The sequence below is a fragment of the Vibrio sp. genome, from assembly GCF_038138445.1.
GTDB lineage: Bacteria > Pseudomonadota > Gammaproteobacteria > Enterobacterales > Vibrionaceae > Vibrio.
Map to the genome: position 1 here is coordinate 102,007 of NZ_JAYQDQ010000002.1, position 19,639 is coordinate 121,645.

General features: G+C 42.6%; 12 protein-coding genes. 8 read left to right on the forward strand and 4 right to left on the reverse strand.

What is annotated here, in order from left to right; translation table 11 throughout:
• Positions 1-20 precede the first annotated feature (20 nt).
• From AAFM34_RS01265 to gltB, 3 genes are all read right to left on the reverse strand, one after another.
• Complete coding sequence (locus AAFM34_RS01265; protein ID WP_341659147.1) at positions 21-449, reverse strand: DUF1499 domain-containing protein; 429 nt, start codon at positions 447-449, stop codon at positions 21-23.
• A gap of 91 nt (positions 450-540) precedes the next feature.
• Complete coding sequence (locus AAFM34_RS01270; RefSeq protein ID WP_341659149.1) at positions 541-1,953, reverse strand: FAD-dependent oxidoreductase; 1,413 nt, start codon at positions 1,951-1,953, stop codon at positions 541-543.
• 20 nt (positions 1,954-1,973) lie between these two features.
• The gene (gene gltB / locus AAFM34_RS01275) at positions 1,974-6,437 is read right to left on the reverse strand and encodes a glutamate synthase large subunit (RefSeq protein WP_341659151.1); all 4,464 of its coding nucleotides are present in this window, start codon (positions 6,435-6,437) and stop codon (positions 1,974-1,976) included.
• Positions 6,438-6,964: 527 nt separating this feature from the next.
• Between gltB and AAFM34_RS01280 the strand changes: the two genes are divergently transcribed.
• Complete coding sequence (locus AAFM34_RS01280; RefSeq protein ID WP_341659153.1) at positions 6,965-8,713, forward strand: diguanylate cyclase domain-containing protein; 1,749 nt, start codon at positions 6,965-6,967, stop codon at positions 8,711-8,713.
• An 80-nt stretch (positions 8,714-8,793) separates the two neighbouring features.
• Entirely contained in the window at positions 8,794-11,136 is a 2,343-nt protein-coding gene (gene arcB, locus AAFM34_RS01285) for an aerobic respiration two-component sensor histidine kinase ArcB (RefSeq protein ID WP_341659155.1), read from the forward strand.
• Between the two features lie 45 nt (positions 11,137-11,181).
• Here arcB and tolC read toward each other — a convergent pair whose 3' ends face one another.
• A complete protein-coding gene (tolC, locus tag AAFM34_RS01290; protein WP_341659157.1) occupies positions 11,182-12,534 on the reverse strand; it encodes an outer membrane channel protein TolC in 1,353 nt (450 codons plus the stop codon).
• 233 nt (positions 12,535-12,767) lie between these two features.
• Here tolC and nudF point away from each other — a divergent pair, with 233 nt between their 5' ends.
• From nudF to parC, 6 genes are all read left to right on the forward strand, one after another.
• On the forward strand, positions 12,768-13,397 hold the full coding sequence (gene nudF / locus AAFM34_RS01295; protein ID WP_341659159.1) for an ADP-ribose diphosphatase: 630 nt from the start codon (positions 12,768-12,770) through the stop codon (positions 13,395-13,397).
• Complete coding sequence (locus AAFM34_RS01300; RefSeq protein WP_341659161.1) at positions 13,385-13,825, forward strand: DUF1249 family protein; 441 nt, start codon at positions 13,385-13,387, stop codon at positions 13,823-13,825. Before nudF ends, AAFM34_RS01300 begins: the two co-directional genes overlap by 13 nt.
• A 9-nt stretch (positions 13,826-13,834) precedes the next feature.
• Entirely contained in the window at positions 13,835-14,653 is an 819-nt protein-coding gene (gene cpdA / locus AAFM34_RS01305; protein ID WP_341659163.1) for a 3',5'-cyclic-AMP phosphodiesterase, read from the forward strand.
• A gap of 31 nt (positions 14,654-14,684) precedes the next feature.
• Positions 14,685-15,269 (forward strand): esterase YqiA, encoded by a 585-nt coding sequence (gene yqiA, locus AAFM34_RS01310; RefSeq protein WP_341659165.1) that lies wholly within the window; start codon positions 14,685-14,687, stop codon positions 15,267-15,269.
• Positions 15,270-15,480: 211 nt separating this feature from the next.
• Positions 15,481-17,361 carry a DNA topoisomerase IV subunit B gene (gene parE / locus AAFM34_RS01315; protein ID WP_152431173.1) on the forward strand — a complete coding sequence of 627 codons (1,881 nt, stop codon included), beginning with the start codon at positions 15,481-15,483 and terminating at the stop codon, positions 17,359-17,361.
• 3 nt (positions 17,362-17,364) lie between these two features.
• Complete coding sequence (gene parC / locus AAFM34_RS01320; protein ID WP_341659167.1) at positions 17,365-19,632, forward strand: DNA topoisomerase IV subunit A; 2,268 nt, start codon at positions 17,365-17,367, stop codon at positions 19,630-19,632.
• The last annotated feature ends 7 nt before the right edge of the window (positions 19,633-19,639 follow it).

The window sequence follows — 19,639 nt, forward strand, 5'->3', positions numbered from 1 at the left end:
TCGGCTTTTTTATGTCTAATTTATTGAATGAGTTTCTCTGCTTGAAGCTGTTTTCTTAGCTGCTCTGCTCGCTTTCTGTTTACGCCAAAGTCTGAATAACCTATTCGTGACTCTGAGCGCACGAGTAAAGCATTACCGTCTATTCGTAACTCCAAGTCATCGACAAAACGCATGATCTTTGACGTGCACTCGATACGTAAATAATCGTCTCTCTTTTCAGCAAGTTTTGCTCCGGGCAATTCTAGGGCGGCTTGCTCAATCGCATTGATATTGGCTTGCTCTGTCAAAATGAAGGGTTCTATATTGTGCTCATTTCTGGAGTCTTGCGTAGATACACAATTAGGTTTATCACCGCAAGGTAGTAAGGTTCTGTCAGTCATTGTTTGAACTCCTTGGCTACAAGCCGAAATCATCAGTAGTGATAAAGTCAAAAAGACGGCTCTTATCATTCGAATTATCCTAGCTAGATAAGGTTTTAGTCATGACTATAAAAAAGGGTTGACGCAAATTGGTCAACCCTTTTTATACGTTTATGCCAAGTTATACATCGAGGTAATCAAGGATGCCTTGCGCAGCTTTTCGGCCTTCATCTATAGCAGTGACTACAAGATCAGAGCCTCGCACAACATCACCGCCTGCAAAAATCTTTTCATTTGTGGTTTGATATTGAAACTCTTGGTCTTTAGAGGCTTTGATACGCCCCCATTGATCAAGCTCGACCTCAAAGGGGGTTAACCAATCCATCTTATGTGGCTGAAAACCAAAAGCCATGATAACGGCGTCTGCAGGCAATATATGCTCAGAGCCTTCAATAGGTTCTGGTCTGCGTCGCCCTGCATCATCTGCGATGCCCAGCTGCGTTTTTACCACTCTAACCCCAGAAACTTTACCAGAAGCATCAACCTCTATACCAAGAGGCTGAAGATTAAATTGGAATTTAACGCCTTCTTCTTTGGCATTTTTAACTTCGCGTCTTGAGCCTGGCATGTTTTGTTCATCTCGCCGATAGGCACAAGTGACATTCGATGCTCCTTGTCTGATGGATGTACGGACGCAATCCATCGCAGTATCACCACCTCCGAGCACGACTACTTTCTTTCCTGCCATATCGATAAAAGATGGGCTGCTCTCAAACTCCATCACTTTGTAAGTGTTAGAAATTAGGAAAGGCAGCGCGTCGTATACCCCTTGAGCTTCTTCATTATCAAGACTGGCTCGCATACTTTTATAGGTACCAACACCGAGAAAAACGGCATCATAATCAGCCAGTAATTGCTCCATTTTGATGTCTTGCCCAACCTCTAAATTAAGGTGAAACTCAACACCCATGTCAGAAAAAATTTGGCGGCGATTTTCCATCACGCCTTTTTCCAGCTTAAAAGAAGGTATACCAAAGGTGAGTAAGCCCCCTATCTCTGGATAGCGGTCAAATACCACAGGCTTTACACCATTACGAACCAGGATGTCGGCAGCGGCAAGTCCCGCAGGTCCAGCGCCAATGATAGCCACTTTTTTATCTGTCCATTCGACTTGTGACATATCAGGCTTCCAACCCATTTCAAATGCCTTGTCGGTAATATACTTTTCGATATTTCCTATTGTGACCGCGCCAAAATCATCATTTAGGGTGCAAGAACCTTCGCACAGGCGGTCTTGTGGGCATACTCGGCCACAAACTTCTGGTAAACTATTGGTTTGATGTGATAGCTCCGCGGCTTCAATAATTCGCCCTTCATTGGCAAGTTTTAACCACTGCGGTATGTAATTGTGTACTGGACACTTCCATTCGCAATAAGGGTTACCGCAATCTAAGCATCGATCTGCTTGTGCTGTTGCTTGCTGTTTTGTGAAAGGTTCATAGATTTCTACGAACTCTATTTTTCTCACTTTCAGCGATTTTTTTGCAGGATCTACACGGTTTACGTCAATAAATTGGTATACGTTCTGGCTCATGATTCAGACATCCTCCTTGATTACTGTGCTTGAACGCGCAGCTCTGCTGCACTGCGACTTTGATGACCGAGCAAGGTGCGAAGATCCGCTGCTTTAGGTTTAACTAAATAAAATTTAGGGATCCATTCATCAAAGTTGGCCAGAATATCTTCAGCGTGTGTAGAGGCTGTTTCTTCTAAGTGCTCTGCGATAAGGCCACGCAGATGTTCTTGGTGTATGTAGAGGTCTGATAGAGACAATGCTTCAACCGACTCATTATTGACTCGACCGGTAAAATCTTGGTTTTGGTCTAAAACGTACGCGAATCCACCAGTCATCCCTGCACCAAAGTTGACGCCTGTGGCACCTAATATGGCAACTATACCGCCCGTCATATACTCACAGGCGTTGTCACCGGCACCTTCAACCACAGTTATGGTTCCTGAATTACGCACACCGAATCGCTCTCCAGCTTTGCCAGCAGCGAACAGTTTACCTCCTGTTGCCCCATACAGGCAGGTATTGCCAATAATGGTTGCTTCGTTAGAGCGAAATGCACTACCAAGGTGCGGTTTGATAACTAATTTACCTCCAGCCATCCCTTTTCCAACATAGTCATTAGCATCCCCGGTGAGATACTGCTCGACGCCTCCAGCATTCCAAACACCAAAAGATTGCCCAGCGGTACCTTCTAGGTGAAGCTTAATAGGAGAGGCGGCCATTCCTTGGTTACCATAGCGTTTTGCGATTTCACCAGAAATACGAGCGCCAATTGAGCGGTCAGTATTAATGACGTTATAGAAAAAACTTGCCGATTGACGCTTTTCAATCGAGGTGGCTGCATCATCTAGAATTTTCTGATTGAGATCGCCTTTATCAAACGGTGTATTGGGCTCTGTCCAAAATAGTGGATGTTTATCAGGTGAAACTGGCGCCTCTAAAATATGAGTTAAATCTAGCTTAGACTGCTTGGCTGATAAGCCTTCCACCGCTTGCAAGAGGTCGGTTCGGCCAATAAGGTCAGTTAGTTTCTCTACGCCTAATTCAGCCAGTAGTGTGCGCACTTCATCAGCAAGGCCGACGAAGTAATTCATTACTTGTTCTGGCAATCCTTTAAAGAACTCTTTACGTAGGGTCTCATCTTGAGTAGCAACGCCTGTCGCGCAATTGTTTAAGTGGCATATCCGCAGGAATTTACAACCCATAGCGACCATTGGAGCAGTACCAAAACCAAAACTTTCGGCACCTAATATGGCTGCTTTTACCACATCCAGACCTGTTTTCAAGCCACCATCGACCTGAAGACGAATTTTATGCCTTAGTCCATTTGCCACTAGTGCTTGCTGAGTTTCTGCCAGTCCCAGCTCCCAGGGGCAGCCAGCATACTTTACTGAAGTCAAAGGACTAGCCGCTGTTCCCCCATCGTATCCTGAGATGGTGATAAGGTCGGCATAAGCCTTTGCCACTCCAGTCGCTATAGTGCCTACACCAGGTTCACTGACCAATTTGACAGAAACCAGTGCTTTAGGGTTAACCTGTTTCAAATCAAAGATTAATTGAGCAAGATCCTCAATCGAATAAATATCATGATGTGGAGGAGGAGATATCAGCGTCACGCCTTGTACTGAGTACCGAAGTTTCGCTATCTCTGCGGTCACTTTATGCCCAGGAAGTTGTCCCCCTTCCCCAGGCTTTGCTCCTTGAGCTACCTTTATTTGCAGTACATCAGCATTAGTTAGGTAATGTGGCGTTACTCCAAATCGCCCTGAGGCAATTTGTTTAATACGAGAGTTACGCTCAGTGCCAAAACGACGCGGATCCTCACCACCTTCGCCTGAATTTGAGTATCCGCCTAGGCGATTCATTGCTGCGGCTAAAGCTTCATGAGCTTCAGGGCTTAGAGCACCAATTGACATAGCGGCCGAATCAAAGCGCTTAAAAAGCTCGTTACTTGGCTCTATCCGATCAAGTGGTAGTGGTGCATCGGACTTTCTGAGCGTCATCAAGTCTCTTAGAGTGGCCACGGGTCTAAGATTGACTTGTTGGGAGAAACTTTCATAATCTCCAGTGCTTCCTGAACGTACTGCTTGCTGCAGAGTACTAACTACATCGGGGTTATAAGCGTGGTATTCACCACCGTGAACGTATTTAAGTAAGCCACCATGGTCAATCTCTTTTCGCTTTGCCCATGCTCTTTTTGACAAGTTGAATAAATCTTGTTGGAAGTCTGCAAAGCTTGCACCTTGGATGCGAGTCGTGACGCCCTCAAAACACAGGTCTACGATATCAGAGCTGATGCCAACCGCTTCGAATAATTGAGAACAGCGATACGAAGCAACCGTCGAAATTCCCATTTTCGACATGATTTTATATAGCCCTTTATTGATCCCGTATTGGTAGTTTTGCATCACATCGCGATAATTTTTCTGCAATACACCATCATCAATTAGCTTGCCTAAGGATTCATAGGCTAGATATGGGTATATAGCGGTCGCGCCAAAGCCGAGCAGAACTGCGAACTGGTGCGGGTCTCTCGCTGTTGCGGTTTCAACAAGTATATTGGCATCGCAGCGAAGGCTTTCTGCTATCAATCTACGCTGAACGGCTCCTACAGCCATGGCAGCTGGAATAGGAATCTTTCCTTTTGTTATCGCTCTGTCTGATAGTACAACTAATACAGTACCAGCTTTTACACACTTAACGGCTTGTTCGCACAAGTCTTCAATTGCTTGTTTGAGGTCTTTGCTATCAGGGTCGTAATTAATATCGATCACTGTATTGCGGTAATGCTCATCGGAAAGCTTAAGTAGTTGCTGCATATCTGAGTGAAGCAATACAGGGGACTCAAAAGTGACTCTGTGAGCATGCCCGTCGGTTTCGCAAAACACATTCATCTCTTGGCCTACACTGGTTGCCAAAGACATAACATGCTTTTCACGCAATGGATCGATCGGTGGATTAGTGACCTGAGCAAATTTCTGTCTAAAATAGTCAGTGACCAAGCGCTCTTTTGAAGACAGTACTGCCATTGGGGTGTCATCCCCCATGGATCCTACTGCTTCTTGGCCCATATCACCAAGAATTCTCAGTACTTGATCGACTTCCTCATTGCTCATAGCAAATTGTTTTTGGTAAGTCTTGAGAAGAAGATTATCGAATTGACGTTGACCAACTTGGTTATCAGGTAGCTTAGAAAATGGAGTGAGTTTATGGACGTTATTATCCATCCATTCTTTATAAGGGTGACGGCTTTTTAAATCATTGTCGATATCACTAGATTGCCAGAGCTTTCCATGACGGGTATCGACGACAAATAACTCGCCGGGACCGACTCGACCTTTTTCAGCAACTTCATCAGGTGCGTAATCCCAAATTCCTACTTCTGATGCCAAAGTAATAAGTTGGTCTTTGGTTATCACATAGCGTGCAGGACGTAAGCCATTACGATCAAGGTTGCAAGCTGCATAGCGGCCATCGGATAGAACTATGCCAGCTGGCCCATCCCAAGGCTCCATATGCTTGGAGTTAAAGTCGTAAAATGCACGTAAATCAGGGTCCATATCAGGATGATTTTGCCAAGCAGGTGGAACCAGCATTCGCATGGCACGAAACACATCCATACCTCCCGCCAAAAATAGGTCGAGCATATTATCTAAACTGGATGAGTCCGATCCTGTTTCATTAACAAATGGCGCAGCAGTTTGTAAGTCAGGCAGTAAAGGGGAGGCGAATTTATATGCACGAGCTCGAGCCCATTGTCGGTTGCCTTCAATGGTATTTATTTCACCATTATGGGCAAGATAACGGAATGGTTGAGCAAGGGGCCACCTTGGTTGGGTATTGGTTGAAAAACGCTGATGGAATAAACAAATAGCTGATTCCATACGTAAATCAGCAAGATCGAGATAAAATCGTGGCAAATCAGCCGGCATGCACAGCCCTTTGTAGACCAATACCTGGGTAGATAAGCTGCATATATAAAAATCTTTATCGTTAGTTATTTGCTTTTCTATACGTCTGCGGGCGATATAAAGGCGACGCTCGATGTCGCGTTCACGCCAGCCTGCGGGAGCTGATATAAAGACTTGTTGAATGTTAGGCAAGGATTCATGAGCAATTGGCCCAAGAACATCAGGGTTGGTTGGAACTTCTCTCCAGCCTGCGATAGATAAGGTTTCTTGGGTTAGCTCTTTATTGATAATGTCCTTCGATGACTGAGCTTTTATAGGGTCTTGACTGAAGAACACCATGCCGATGGCGTATTGTTTACCAAGCTTAAAACTATTTTCTTCGGCAATAAGGCGCAGATAAGAATCAGGCTTTTGCAGCAGTAAGCCGCATCCATCACCCGTTTTACCATCTGCTGCAATACCGCCGCGGTGGGTCATACGATCAAGCGCTGAAATGGCAGTACGAACCAGTTTGTGGCTTGGGTTCCCCTCCATATGTGCGATTAAACCAAATCCACAGTTGTCTTTTTCAAGGCTTGGGTCATATAAAGCCATTGCAATTCTCCCTTTGCTTCTCTGTCTTCCAGACAGTGTTGCCCACATAATGAAATTTAATGCTGGCGATTTTTTATGCATCTATAGGGTATTAACCTACATAAAAATGTATATTAAACCTCTTATTATTTTTTTCATTATGATGAAATCATTTTCATCTATTCCAACAACCTAAATCTTATGATGTGAAAGGTCAAGCTTTTGATTAAATGTAGCTCTAAAGGCTTATTTCGTGGAGACTTACCTTTAAATTTCTTTATTTTCAGCATCTTACGTTTTTAATTGTTACATTTTCGCAACAATTTAATTTAAAAGGAATTAAAAAACATTAGAACAATATACTGACTTAAAGATAAATTTTGGAAGGATTGAGTAGTTATTCGTCTTATTGCTAGAACCATTCATTATTATTTAACCAAATGCCCCCTTGCTAGGTAAAAAAGGGGAGTGAAGTAGAGAAAAATCAGCAGTCAACTGATATTTTTTGTAGTCTTATATAAGTGGTAGTTGAAGGTAGAGAAATACGAATGGAGCAGGTGTTTTACTGGTTGTGGGATACGTCTCATGGGCATGGTCTTGACCTCGTAGTGATTCTATTCTTTATTCTATTGTCGGTTGCGCTTTATTCCCGCGTTCAAAAACACATTGAACTTTTAGTCCAAGACGCCCCATCGGCTCTTATTCTAGTTGAAGCAAAGTCAGGTAAGCTTTTGCTTTCCAATAAGAATGCGATGCAGTTACTGGGTATTCGTCGCGTTGGTAAATCATTTTTATTTCCCGATTCTGTTTCTCGAGATTTCTTAATGTCAACCGTGGGGCTTTTTGCTGGAGAAGGCTTTAAGTGTTTTCCTATTGAGTGGAAGGTTTCCAAAAACAATCGAATTAAAGTTGAGATTAGTGGGCGAAGAACCATATACCGAGGTCGTATTGCTTGGCTACTCTATCTCTCATCTCATCAGGCCTCACATGCAGAGATGGTGCGTGAAATAGAGTCACTATCAGTAGTACGCAGTGCTTTAGATAACCTGTCTGAGCTCGTGTTTATCAAAAATAATGAAGGTGAGCTTATATCGACGAACAAAGCCTTTGAGCGTTTTTGGGGAGAGCGCCAGCTCGAGGGGTGTGCTGATATCAAAGGGGTCGTTAAAGGTCGAGCCAATAAACGTCGGTGGACGACAGATGAAGAGGGACGCAGTTGTTTATTGGAAACCTATCAAAATATTTTGATTTCTTCGTCTGGTGAAAAAATAGGCACCATTGGAATTAGTCACGACGTTACGGATTGGCATAATGTGCAGAAGAGTCTGCGTGATGAAATGGATAGACGTCGAGATACTGAGGTCGCGCTCGCACAGCGTGACACCATTTTGCAAAACATACTTGAATCTAGCCCAGATGCCATAGGTATTTTTAATGAAAACATGGTATATCAAGCTTGTAACAAGCCCTTTATTAGAGCGTTAGGAATTTCAGATGTTAATGAATTAATCGGCAAGCGTCTTCAAGATATTATACCTAATGAGGTATATAGCCGTTTATCAGAAACGGATCAGAAAGTGCTGTATGAAGGAAAATCACTGCGTTACATTGATCAGTTGGTTGACAGTAAAGGGAACTTCACTTGGTATGATGTAGTGAAATCTCCTTTTCGTGATCCTGCCTCAGGTACGAACGGTGTATTAATCATGGCTAGAGATGTTTCTGAACGTTATCTAGCGGCGCAAAAACTTGAAGAGGCTAATCAAGAGTTGGAGCGCCTTAGTCTAGTCGATAGCTTAACTCAAATAGGTAATCGACGCTTCTTTGATGAGCAACTGACGACTTTGTGGTCCTTGCATACTCGAGAGCAAAAACCTTTAGCTGTTATGTTATGTGATATTGATTATTTTAAGGGATTTAATGATCATTATGGCCACCAAGCTGGAGATGATGCGCTAGTTAAGGTTGCTGAAGCTTTTAACTCAGTGTTGCACCGTGGTAGTGATTGTGTTGCTCGTTACGGTGGTGAAGAGTTCGCATTTATCTTGCCCAACTCTACTTCTGAAGGTGCTTATCAAGTCGCAGAAACCATTCATTTGCAAGTGAGGCAGTTGAAGCTCGAACATAGCGCTTCAAAAGTTTGCCCAATTCTTACCGTCAGTATAGGTATTGCAAGCATAGTTCCTGAACCATCTGACAAAAGTGAAGACATAGTAGCACTTGCTGATAGCGCTTTGTATCAGGCCAAAGCTAACGGCCGAAATCAAACTTGTGTTCATCACACATCCGAAAACTAGAGTAACTTAAGTATCATAATTCTTAGCCGTGTGAGGTCAAAAAAGGTAAAATTTCACTATCTTTTTGCACGGAGCGCCCAATGAAGCCTATAAAAAACCTCGCTCAGTATTATGTCGATCTTCTAGTAAAGCTCGGTATTTTGCGTTTTTCTATTCTTCTCGCATTAGCGATCGTGGCTTTGGCCGTGGTTGTTCAAGTTGGTATCACATTGGTTCTTAGTGGGCGTGTCGATGATATTGATATTGTCCGATCAGTGTTTTTTGGGCTCTTAATTACTCCTTGGGCTGTCTACTTTTTGTCTGTTGTGGTTGATCAGCTTGAGGAGTCGAGACAAAGACTGTCTAAGCTGGTTTCTAAACTGCGAGATATGCGTTCACGGGATCAAGACTTAAACCATAAGCTTCATCAAAATATCTCTAAATTGAATCTTGAAATAGAAGAAAGAATTAAGGCTGAAGAAGCGAGAGAAGAAGCGATGAAAGATCTCGAAAATGAGGTCTACCAAAGAGAGCGTACTCAGTTAGAGCTGGCTGAAAGAACGGCACTTTTGCGCTCTTTTATTGACGCTTCACCTGATCTTATTTACTACCGTAATGCTGATGGCGTATTTTCTGGGTGCAACCGTGCCATGGAAGAGCTTACTGGCAAAAAAGAGAACCAGTTGGTCGGCCTGACTCCATGGGATGTATATCGCAAAGAAGTCGCTCAACAGATTGTTGATACGGACCAAAAAGTTTTTTCTGATAATAAGGCTTTAACTTACGAGCAATGGCTGGAGTACCCTGATGGCCGTAAGAGTTTTTTTGAACTGCGCAAGGTCCCTTTTTATAGCAAAGATGGACGCCATTTAGGTTTAGTTGGGTTTGGGCGTGATATTACAGAACGTAAACGGCATCAAGAGTCACTAGAAAAAGCGAGCCGAGATAAGACAACTTTTATTTCAACGATTAGTCATGAATTGCGTACACCACTCAACGGAATAGTTGGGCTAAGTCGTATGTTGCTTGATACCAAACTTAATGATGAGCAGCGTCATCAAATGCAAACCATTAATGTCAGCGCAATAACTTTGGGGAACATATTTAACGATATCATTGATATGGATAAATTCGATCGCCGTAAGCTTGAACTGTTTCCTGCCAGCTTAAATTTTGAAGAATTTGTCGCAGAAATGGAAAGTATCTCAGCTTTAATGGCTTCACAGAAAAATCTGCGCTTTGACTTAGAGCGTCTAACTGAATTGCCTACTGCTATTGAAGTTGATGCCACTCGACTTAGACAAGTCCTATGGAATTTGATTAGTAACGCAATGAAGTTCACCAAAGAAGGTGGCGTTGTCATGACGGTAGAAGCTGAAATTAGAGACGCTCTAGCGAATATAACGATTGAAGTGGAAGATAGCGGAGTTGGCATTCCAGAATCTGAAGTAGATAAAATTTTTGCTATGTATTACCAAGTAAAGTCGGGTAAAGATAACCTTCATGCTGTGGGCACAGGTATTGGTTTGGCTGTTTCTAAGCAGCTAATCAAGATGATGGGAGGAGATATTAGTGTTAGTAGTGAAGAAGGGTTTGGTAGCACCTTCACTGTCACACTTAGTGCCCCGCTATCCGTTACTAGCGAAATTTCAGAATATTCTGAAATTGTCCAAACAGACTTAAATATCTTCATGGTAGAGGATATTGAACTTAATGTTACCGTCGCTCGCTCATTGTTTGAAAGTATGGGGCATGAGGTTACAGTTGCAATGACAGGCCAAGATGCCATTGATATGTTTGATCCCGAGCTTTATGACCTTGTTTTTCTGGATATTCAACTTCCTGATATGACAGGGTTTGATGTGGCCAGTTTTTATCGCCAAACTTATAAAGACTTACCGCCTCTAATAGCTTTAACGGCTAATGTACTCAAGAATAAAGATGAATACTTACAAAACGGCATGGATGAAGCGATAAGTAAACCTTTGTCGGTTAAAGCAGTACAGGAAGTCATCGCCCAATTTACTTCTAATGATATACAAGAGCCTTTGCAGTCTATCAAGTCTCAAAATCTAGGCGAGAAGAGTGAGCTGTACCATAAAGTTTTAGACCTAGATATGCTTGAGTCTTATGTCGATATTGTTGGTACAAAGCCCGTTATCGAGAGCATTACTATGTTTGAAAACATGATGCCTGATTATATAAAAGTGCTTGATTCTAATATGACAGCAAAAGATCAGCAGGGTATTGTTGAGGAAGCTCATAAGATTAAAGGAGCTGCAGGTTCTATAGGTTTAAAACATATTCAGCTCGTGGCTCAAAAAGCACAATCGCCAGAACGACCTGCATGGTGGAAAAATATTGATGATTGGGTCGAAGAGATAAAAAATGAATATCAGAGTGATATTGCGACGTTAAGAGAATGGCTTGATCAACGAGATTGAGTAGAGAAGGATGAAACGTATTTCATCCTTCTATTTTGATTACTATTAACTTTTGGCTTTTTTGCTCGCCACTTTTAGCCCTGCATTGATATCAAGAATATCCTGTTCATTCAGTGTTCCTACCGCTTCACGCAGTTGAAGAACACTTAATATGTAGTCGTAGCGGGCATTTGAGAGGTTTTTATTCGCATCGTACAAATTTCTTGTTGAGTCTAAAACATCAACAATGGTACGAGTTCCCACGTCAAACCCTGCTTCAGTTGCTTCTAAGGCTGATTTAGCCGAAACCACGGTCTGCTCATAGGCGCGCAGTGCACCGATAGAGGCATTAATGTTGTTATTAAAAGCTCGTACATCTTTGACGACACTTCGATAAGACGCTTCAAGATCTTGGCTTGCGGCTACAAAATCAAACTCAGCTTGTTTGGTTAACGATGACGTTGCGCCGCCACTATAGATTGGCACAGAGAGATTGAGTCCGATGTTAAAATTGTCGGATTCAAAATCTTGGCCTGCAATATCACTGTTCTTTTGTTCTGCAAGCGTATAGCCGCCATCTAACGTAAGTGAAGGAAGGTGGCCAGAGCTTTGCAATGAAATATTGTCTTTGGCAATATCTTTAGTAATACGAGATGAGAGTAGAGTTAAATTCTTTTGCTCTGCCTCTTTTAGTAGGCTGTCGACAGGTGTTTTGGTTTTGGTTGCTGAAAAACGCTCAATATCTAGGATATTGAGGTTTGAATGTTCAACGCCAGTTATCTCACGTAGGCCTTCATAGCTGTTGATTAGCGAATTTTCAGCTAAGACTTCATCTGCGAGAACAGAATCATATTGAGCTTGGGCGTCATGAACATCAGTGATTGCTGATAAACCAACTTCAAAACGCTGTTTTGTTTGCTCTAGTTGGCGGCCAACGGCAGCTTTTTCTGCTTGGACAAACTCTAAGTTATCTTGAGCTCTTAGCACGTCAAAATAGGCGGTAGAGACTCTAAGAATGAGTGATTGCTGTGCAGCGGCATAGGCGGCATCCGCTTTACGAGCGGATTTTTCTGCTGTATCTAAAGTTATCCAGCTTGAGCGCTTATAAAGCTCCTGTGAGAAGCCTAGAGTCGCGTTCCACACATCGGAATCGTTGCCATTATCATTTTGACCTGAAAAAGGTGGATTTTTCTCACCACGATTAATGTCATAAGATGCGGTTAGATTGATTTGAGGAAGTAAGGTTGCACGGCTCGAATTAATTGCTTCAAAAGCCGAATCTTTTGAGGCTTTTGCACTTAGTAGAGTAGGATCGTTTGTGGTTGCTTGATTATAAATTTCCGTTAGTGTGTCTGCGAAAGCATTCGCGCTTAGGCTGCCTAGTGCTGCACTTATCACCAGTGGAAGCAGTTTTCTCATCGGTTTTATCCCTGCCAAAATATGAAAAAGGTAACTCGTCGAGAGTTTACCTCAACTTTGATGCAAATTTACGCAAATTTTTGTAAATTTTTACACTTAGTTATCTAAAAAACCTCATTGGAAAGCTGTCGAATTTAACTCAGAATATAAAATTTGCATAAAAAGTTTATCTAGACCCTTGGAAGTTAAGCTTTTGTCTGAGTAAACTATAAAATTAACTTATGAGGTAGCTAATGTCACACAGTGAAGAGCAACAGCACGAATTTACTTCCCAAGATGTAGAGATACTCTCAAAAGAAACTGTGTTCTCGGGTTTCTTTAATATGGTGAAATATCGTTTTAGACACAAGTTGTTTAATGGTGGCTGGAGTGAAGTCATTGAGCGAGAAATGTTTGAAAGAGGTAATGCCGCTGCTGTACTTCCATATGATCCTATTACGGATAGAGTGGTTTTGGTTGAACAAATTCGAGTTGGAGCCTTGACTCATGCTAACCCATGGCAGTTTGAAATTGTGGCTGGTATTATTGATAAAGATGAAAGTTCTGAAAGTGTTGCTCGCCGTGAAGCAATCGAGGAAGCTAATGTTTCTATTGATGATCTTATGAAAGTAACTTCATATTACCCATCTTCAGGAGGGTGCTCTGAGAGGTTAGATGTGTACATTGGCAAGGTTGATGCATCAAACGCAAGTGGCATTCATGGTTTAGACTATGAAGGAGAGGACATTAAAGTTCATGTCGTAAACCGAGAGGCTGCTTATCAATGGGTAGTCGAAGGTAAGTTTGAAAATGGTGCTTCTATCATTGCGTTGCAATGGTTGCAGTTGAATTACCAGTCCGTAAGAGAGCAATGGCAAATTTAGCAGTAAAAAAAACGTATCATGTAGATTTGGCAGATCTGATGCGAACATATGAAACCAATTATGCCAAGTTAAATGCTTTGTTGCCAAACAAGGCTAAGGTGGGTGATGTGCGTTGTTACCAAGCTGCCCATATGACTTACCAAATTCAAGTGGCAGAAATCACAAAGTACACAACTTTGGTTGATATTTGTCAAAGCGATGATATTCCAGTGTTTCCTTTGCCAAAAATGTCTGTCAGGCTTTACCATGATGCTCGAGTAGCAGAGGTTTGCGAGTGTGCACATCTGAAACGAGTGAGAGCACGTTACGATTACCCCAATGATAAAATGGTTCAACAAGACGAAAAATTACAGCGCAACCGCTTTTTAGGGGATTGGTTATCTTTTTGTTTAAGGCATGGTATTAGTCGAACGCCACTCAATATTTAGGTTCTTATTTTGAAAGTAACATCTAGTTCTGTGGATGGAAGCATCAGGCTGCTTCAAATTACAGATACTCATCTGTTTGAAGCCGATGATGGTAGTCTTCTTAGTGTTAACACGAGTGATAGCTTTGACGCTGTCGTTAATGCGATCGCTGAACAAAATATCAATTATGAAGCCATTGTCGCTACTGGAGATATTTCACAAGATCATAGTGCAGTATCTTACCAGCGTTTTGAAGCAGGCATTTCCAAACTCAACAAGATTTGCTTTTGGTTACCCGGCAACCACGACTTTAGGCCCAGTATGGATTCTGTCCTTCCATCGCCACAGATCCAATACCTCGAACACCTCCTACTTGGTGATCACTGGCAAATGATAGTATTAGATTCTCAAGTGGTCGGTGTACCACATGGGCGTCTTAGCGAAGAGCAATTATCAATGCTTGAAGATAAGTTAAACCTATACTCTGATCGTTATACCTTGGTTTTATTGCACCATCACCCTGTCCCCATCGGCAGTGCTTGGCTGGATCAGCATTCGCTCAAAGAGTCAGAAACTTTTTGGAAAGTGATAGAAAACCATTCCAACGTAAAGGCGGTATTGTGTGGCCATGTACATCAAGATATGGATAGATATCGAGATGATGTCAGAGTAATGGCGACGCCATCGACATGTGTGCAATTTAAACCGCTCAGTGATGATTTTGCTGTTGATAATCAATCTCCTGGTTGGCGTGAACTTGTGTTAAATCCAAATGGAAATTTGACTACAGAAGTTAAGCGTTTGTCTGTGGGTAGCTTCTTGCCTGATTTTAACTCTTCTGGCTATTAATTTTCACTGCGTTATTATTTTCACAGGATACATGATGAAACCTTCTTTACTCTTATATATCCATGGTTTTAACAGCTCTCCTTTATCACAAAAAGCGACCTTGATGAGAGAATACTGTGCATTACACAGGCCTGATATTAAAGTTGTGGTTCCTCAGCTTCCATGTTTTCCTCAACAAGCAGCGGATTGCCTACTGACAATCGTTGAACAATATAAAGATGATTATCGTATTGGACTTGTCGGTAGCTCTCTTGGTGGATATCTCTCAGTGTGGCTGAATGCTCGTTTTGGTTATAGAGCTGTGGTTGTAAACCCTGCGGTAAGGCCCTATGAATTGCTAAAAGATTATCTGGGGGAGCAAGAAAATCCATATACAGGTCAGCACTATGTTCTATCTGACATTCATATTGATGAACTAAAATCTTTAGATATAGCGAGCATCGATAACCCTGAGCAATTCTGGCTTTTGCAACAAACTCATGACGAGGTACTTGACTTTCGTCAAGCTGTTGAGAGGTTTTCAATGGCTAAGCAGACTGTAGAAGAGGGGGGAAATCACAGTTTTGTCAGTTTTGAACGCCATCTAGAACCAATCATCGAATTCCTTCAGCTATAGTTTTCATTGAGGGAAAAGTCATAAATTTAGTGGTTAGTTAATTATCTCACTTGACATAGGTCCTTCTCTTCCAGACTATGTTTCTCCTGTACTGAGCTGGATACAAAACAATGAGAGTTTGATCGTTTTTATAGTCTATATGCAACTTAATTGACCATAAAAGCTGATTAGCTCAGTTATTCATTATTTTCTACAAACGATATTCCGTATTATGACTGAACAATATAATGCTGGAGCCATTGAGGTTCTTAATGGCTTGGAGCCGGTAAAACGCCGACCCGGGATGTATACGGATACTGCGCGGCCTAATCATTTAGGGCAAGAAGTCATCGATAACAGTGTCGATGAAGCGCTAGCCGGACACGCTTCCAAGGTTCAAGTAATTTTGCATGCCGACCAATCTCTCGAAGTGATCGATGATGGACGGGGTATGCCTGTTGATATTCATCCAGAAGAAAAAGTATCTGGGGTCGAACTTATATTATGTAAGCTTCATGCTGGTGGTAAGTTCTCAAACAAAAACTACCAATTCTCCGGAGGCTTACACGGAGTCGGTATTTCAGTAGTCAATGCTTTATCAAAGCGTGTCGAAGTCACTGTGAGAAGAGATGGGCAAGTGTATGAAATTGCATTTGAACACGGTGATAAAGTTTCCGATCTGACAGTAACAGGGACATGTGGTCGACGCAATAAGGGTACGAGTGTTCACTTCTGGCCTGATGCAAAGTATTTCGACTCAGCCAATTTTTCCGTTGCTCGTTTGGTGAATAACCTTCGAGCTAAAGCGGTATTATGCCCTGGACTTGAAATTACCTTCACAGATAAGGTAAATGGCAATGAACACAAATGGTTATATGAAGATGGTTTAAAAGATTATCTTGCTGAGGGTGTCAAAGGTTATACCGTATTGCCTGAAGCGCCTTTTACTGGCGAATTCTCAGCTGAAACTGAAGCGGCTACTTGGGCTGTTATTTGGCAGCCAGAAGGCGGCGAAATGATCACCGAAAGCTACGTTAACTTGATTCCAACTGCGCAGGGAGGTACTCATGTTAATGGTTTACGTCAAGGTTTACTTGATGCAATGCGAGAGTTTTGTGAGTTTCGAAACCTTTTACCACGAGGCGTTAAATTAACAGGGGATGATGTATTTGACCGCTGTTCTTATGTGTTATCGGTTAAGATGCAAGACCCGCAGTTTGCTGGTCAAACTAAAGAGCGTCTTTCATCCCGCCAGACCGCTGCTTTTGTATCGGGTGTTGTAAAAGATGCGTTCAGTTTATGGCTAAACGAAAAGCCTCAATTAGCTGAACAGCTAGCAGAAGTATGTATTGCTAATGCTCACCGTCGTATGCGCGCGAGTAAAAAAGTCGTACGTAAGAAAGTTGCATCGGGGCCTGCATTACCGGGTAAATTGACTGACTGCTCATTGCAAGATTTAAGTCGTACTGAAATTTTCTTTGTCGAAGGAGACTCGGCTGGTGGTTCGGCTAAGCAGGCCCGGGATAGAGAGTTCCAAGCGGTTATGCCACTTAGAGGGAAGATCCTTAATACTTGGGAAGTTTCTGCTGACCAAGTGCTTGCCTCTCAGGAGGTACATGATATATCCGTTGCGCTAGGAATTGACCCTGATAGTGAGAATCTTGAAGGTTTGCGGTATGGCAAAATTTGTATTTTAGCGGATGCCGATTCTGATGGTTTACATATCGCGACCTTACTCTGTGCCTTATTTACCCGTCACTTTAGATCCTTAGTCGAGGCTGGACATATTTATGTCGCTATGCCGCCACTTTATCGTATTGATTGCGGTAAGGAGGTTTTCTACGCCTTGGATGATGACGAAAAAGAGGGGGTTTTAGAACGCCTATCGAAAAAGAAAGCCAAGATTAACGTGCAGCGATTTAAGGGGCTTGGCGAAATGAATCCATTGCAATTACGTGAAACGACAATGGATCCAAATACCCGACGTCTTGTTCAATTAACGATTGACGATTCAGAAGCGACGATAGAAATGATGGATATGTTGCTTGGTAAGAAACGGGCAGATGATCGCCGTTCTTGGTTGCAAAATAACGGTGATTTGGCAGAGGTTTAACGAATGTCGACAGAAATTACATATGATGGCGTTGAACAGCTGCCAATGCGCAAGTTCACTGAAGACGCTTACTTAAATTATTCTATGTACGTCATCATGGACAGAGCCTTGCCTTATATTGGTGACGGTTTAAAGCCTGTTCAGAGACGTATCATTTATGCTATGTCTGAACTTGGGCTTTCTGCTGCCGCAAAGTATAAGAAATCTGCTCGCACTGTTGGTGATGTGTTAGGTAAATATCACCCTCATGGTGATTCAGCATGTTATGAAGCCATGGTCTTAATGGCTCAGCCATTCTCTTATCGTTATCCATTGGTCGATGGGCAAGGGAACTGGGGTGCACCAGATGACCCTAAATCATTTGCAGCTATGCGTTATACCGAAGCAAAACTGTCTAAGTTTGCTGAAGTTTTGCTAGGTGAGTTAGGACAAGGAACGGTTGAGTGGCAACCAAACTTTGATGGCACAATGAAAGAGCCACAAATGTTGCCAGCACGCTTGCCACATATCTTGCTTAATGGGGTAACGGGTATCGCAGTTGGTATGGCGACCGATATTCCTCCTCACAACGTAAGAGAGGTAGCAGATGCAGCAATTCATTTGATCGACAGCCCTAAATCAGAGCTGTCTGACATAATGAATTTTGTTCAAGGCCCAGACTATCCTACTGAAGCTGAAATCATTTCCCCTAGAGCTGATTTAGAGAAGATCTATCGTACAGGGCGCGGTAGTATTAAAATGCGCGCAGTTTGGCATAAAGATGGTGGAGAGATAGTCATTACTTCTTTGCCTCATCAAGTCTCAGGTGCAAAGTTACTTGAACAGATCGCCAATCAAATGAGGGCAAAGAAATTGCCCATGGTTGATGATTTGCGAGACGAGTCCGATCATGAAAACCCCACTCGTATTGTGATAGTTCCTCGCTCTAATCGAATTGATTGTGAACAGTTAATGGATCACTTGTTTGCTTCAACGGATCTAGAGAAAAACTTCCGTGTGAACCTTAACATGATTGGTCTTGATAACCGTCCTCAAGTCAAAGGGTTAGTACAGATTCTTACCGAGTGGATTGAGTATCGCCGCACGACAGTTCGTCGTCGTTTGCAATATCGTCTCGATAAAGTTCTTGCTCGATTGCATATCTTAGAAGGTTTGTTGGTTGCTTACCTTAACTTGGACGAAGTGATAGAGATCATTCGTACTGAAGACGATCCTAAAGCTGTATTGATGGCAAGGTTTGGCATCACTGACATTCAAGCTGATGCGATTTTGGATACCAAACTTCGTCACCTTGCCAAATTGGAAGAAATGAAAATTCGTGGTGAGCAAGAAGAGCTTGAGAAAGAAAGGGAAAAACTTGAGCTACTGCTGGGTTCAGAGCGTCGTCTAAACACATTGATCAAAAAAGAAATTAAAGCCGATGCGGAAAAGTATGGTGATGATCGCCGCTCGCCACTTGTTGAACGTTCTGAAGCGAAAGCATTGACAGAGCGTGATCTTGTGCCAAGTGAGCCAATCACAGTTGTCCTCTCGGACAAGGGATGGATCCGTCATGCTAAAGGCCACGATGTTGACCCAGAGGGGCTGAACTATAAGTCGGGTGATAAATATCTTGCTCATGCAAGGGGCAAAAGTAGCCAGCAGTCTGTGTTCCTTGGTAGTGATGGCCGAAGCTACTCGCTTGAGTCGCACTCTCTTCCATCTGCACGTAGCCAAGGAGAGCCAATTACAGGCCGACTGAATATTAATGCCGGGACAAGTATTCGTCATGTCGTCATGGGCGAAGAAGAACAGCTATGGCTAGTTGGCTCAGATGCTGGTTATGGCTTTGTTTGTAAGGGAACTGATTTACTGTCTAAAAATCGCAGCGGTAAAGCCTTGGTGACCTTGCCACAAAACTCTGAAGTTATGGTGCCACACAGCATAAGTAATTTAGATCACGATGAAATTCTTGCGATCACAAATCAGGGACGGATGTTGTTATTCCCAATAAAAGATTTACCCCAATTGGGTAAAGGCAAGGGTAATAAGATCATTAATATTCCTGCTGCAAAAGCAAAAGAGCGGGAGGAGTTAGTGTCTCATTTGATTGCATTACCTCAAGGAGCTTCGATAACCCTGTATGCAGGTAAACGCAAACTCGGCTTGAAACCCTCTGATCTGGATAACTTCCGAGGGGAACGTGGTCGACGAGGAAGTTTATTACCAAGAGGTTTGCAGAGAGTCACGCGAATCGAGGTTGAAACCTCCGAGCCACAAGAAAGCGAATAGAATGAAA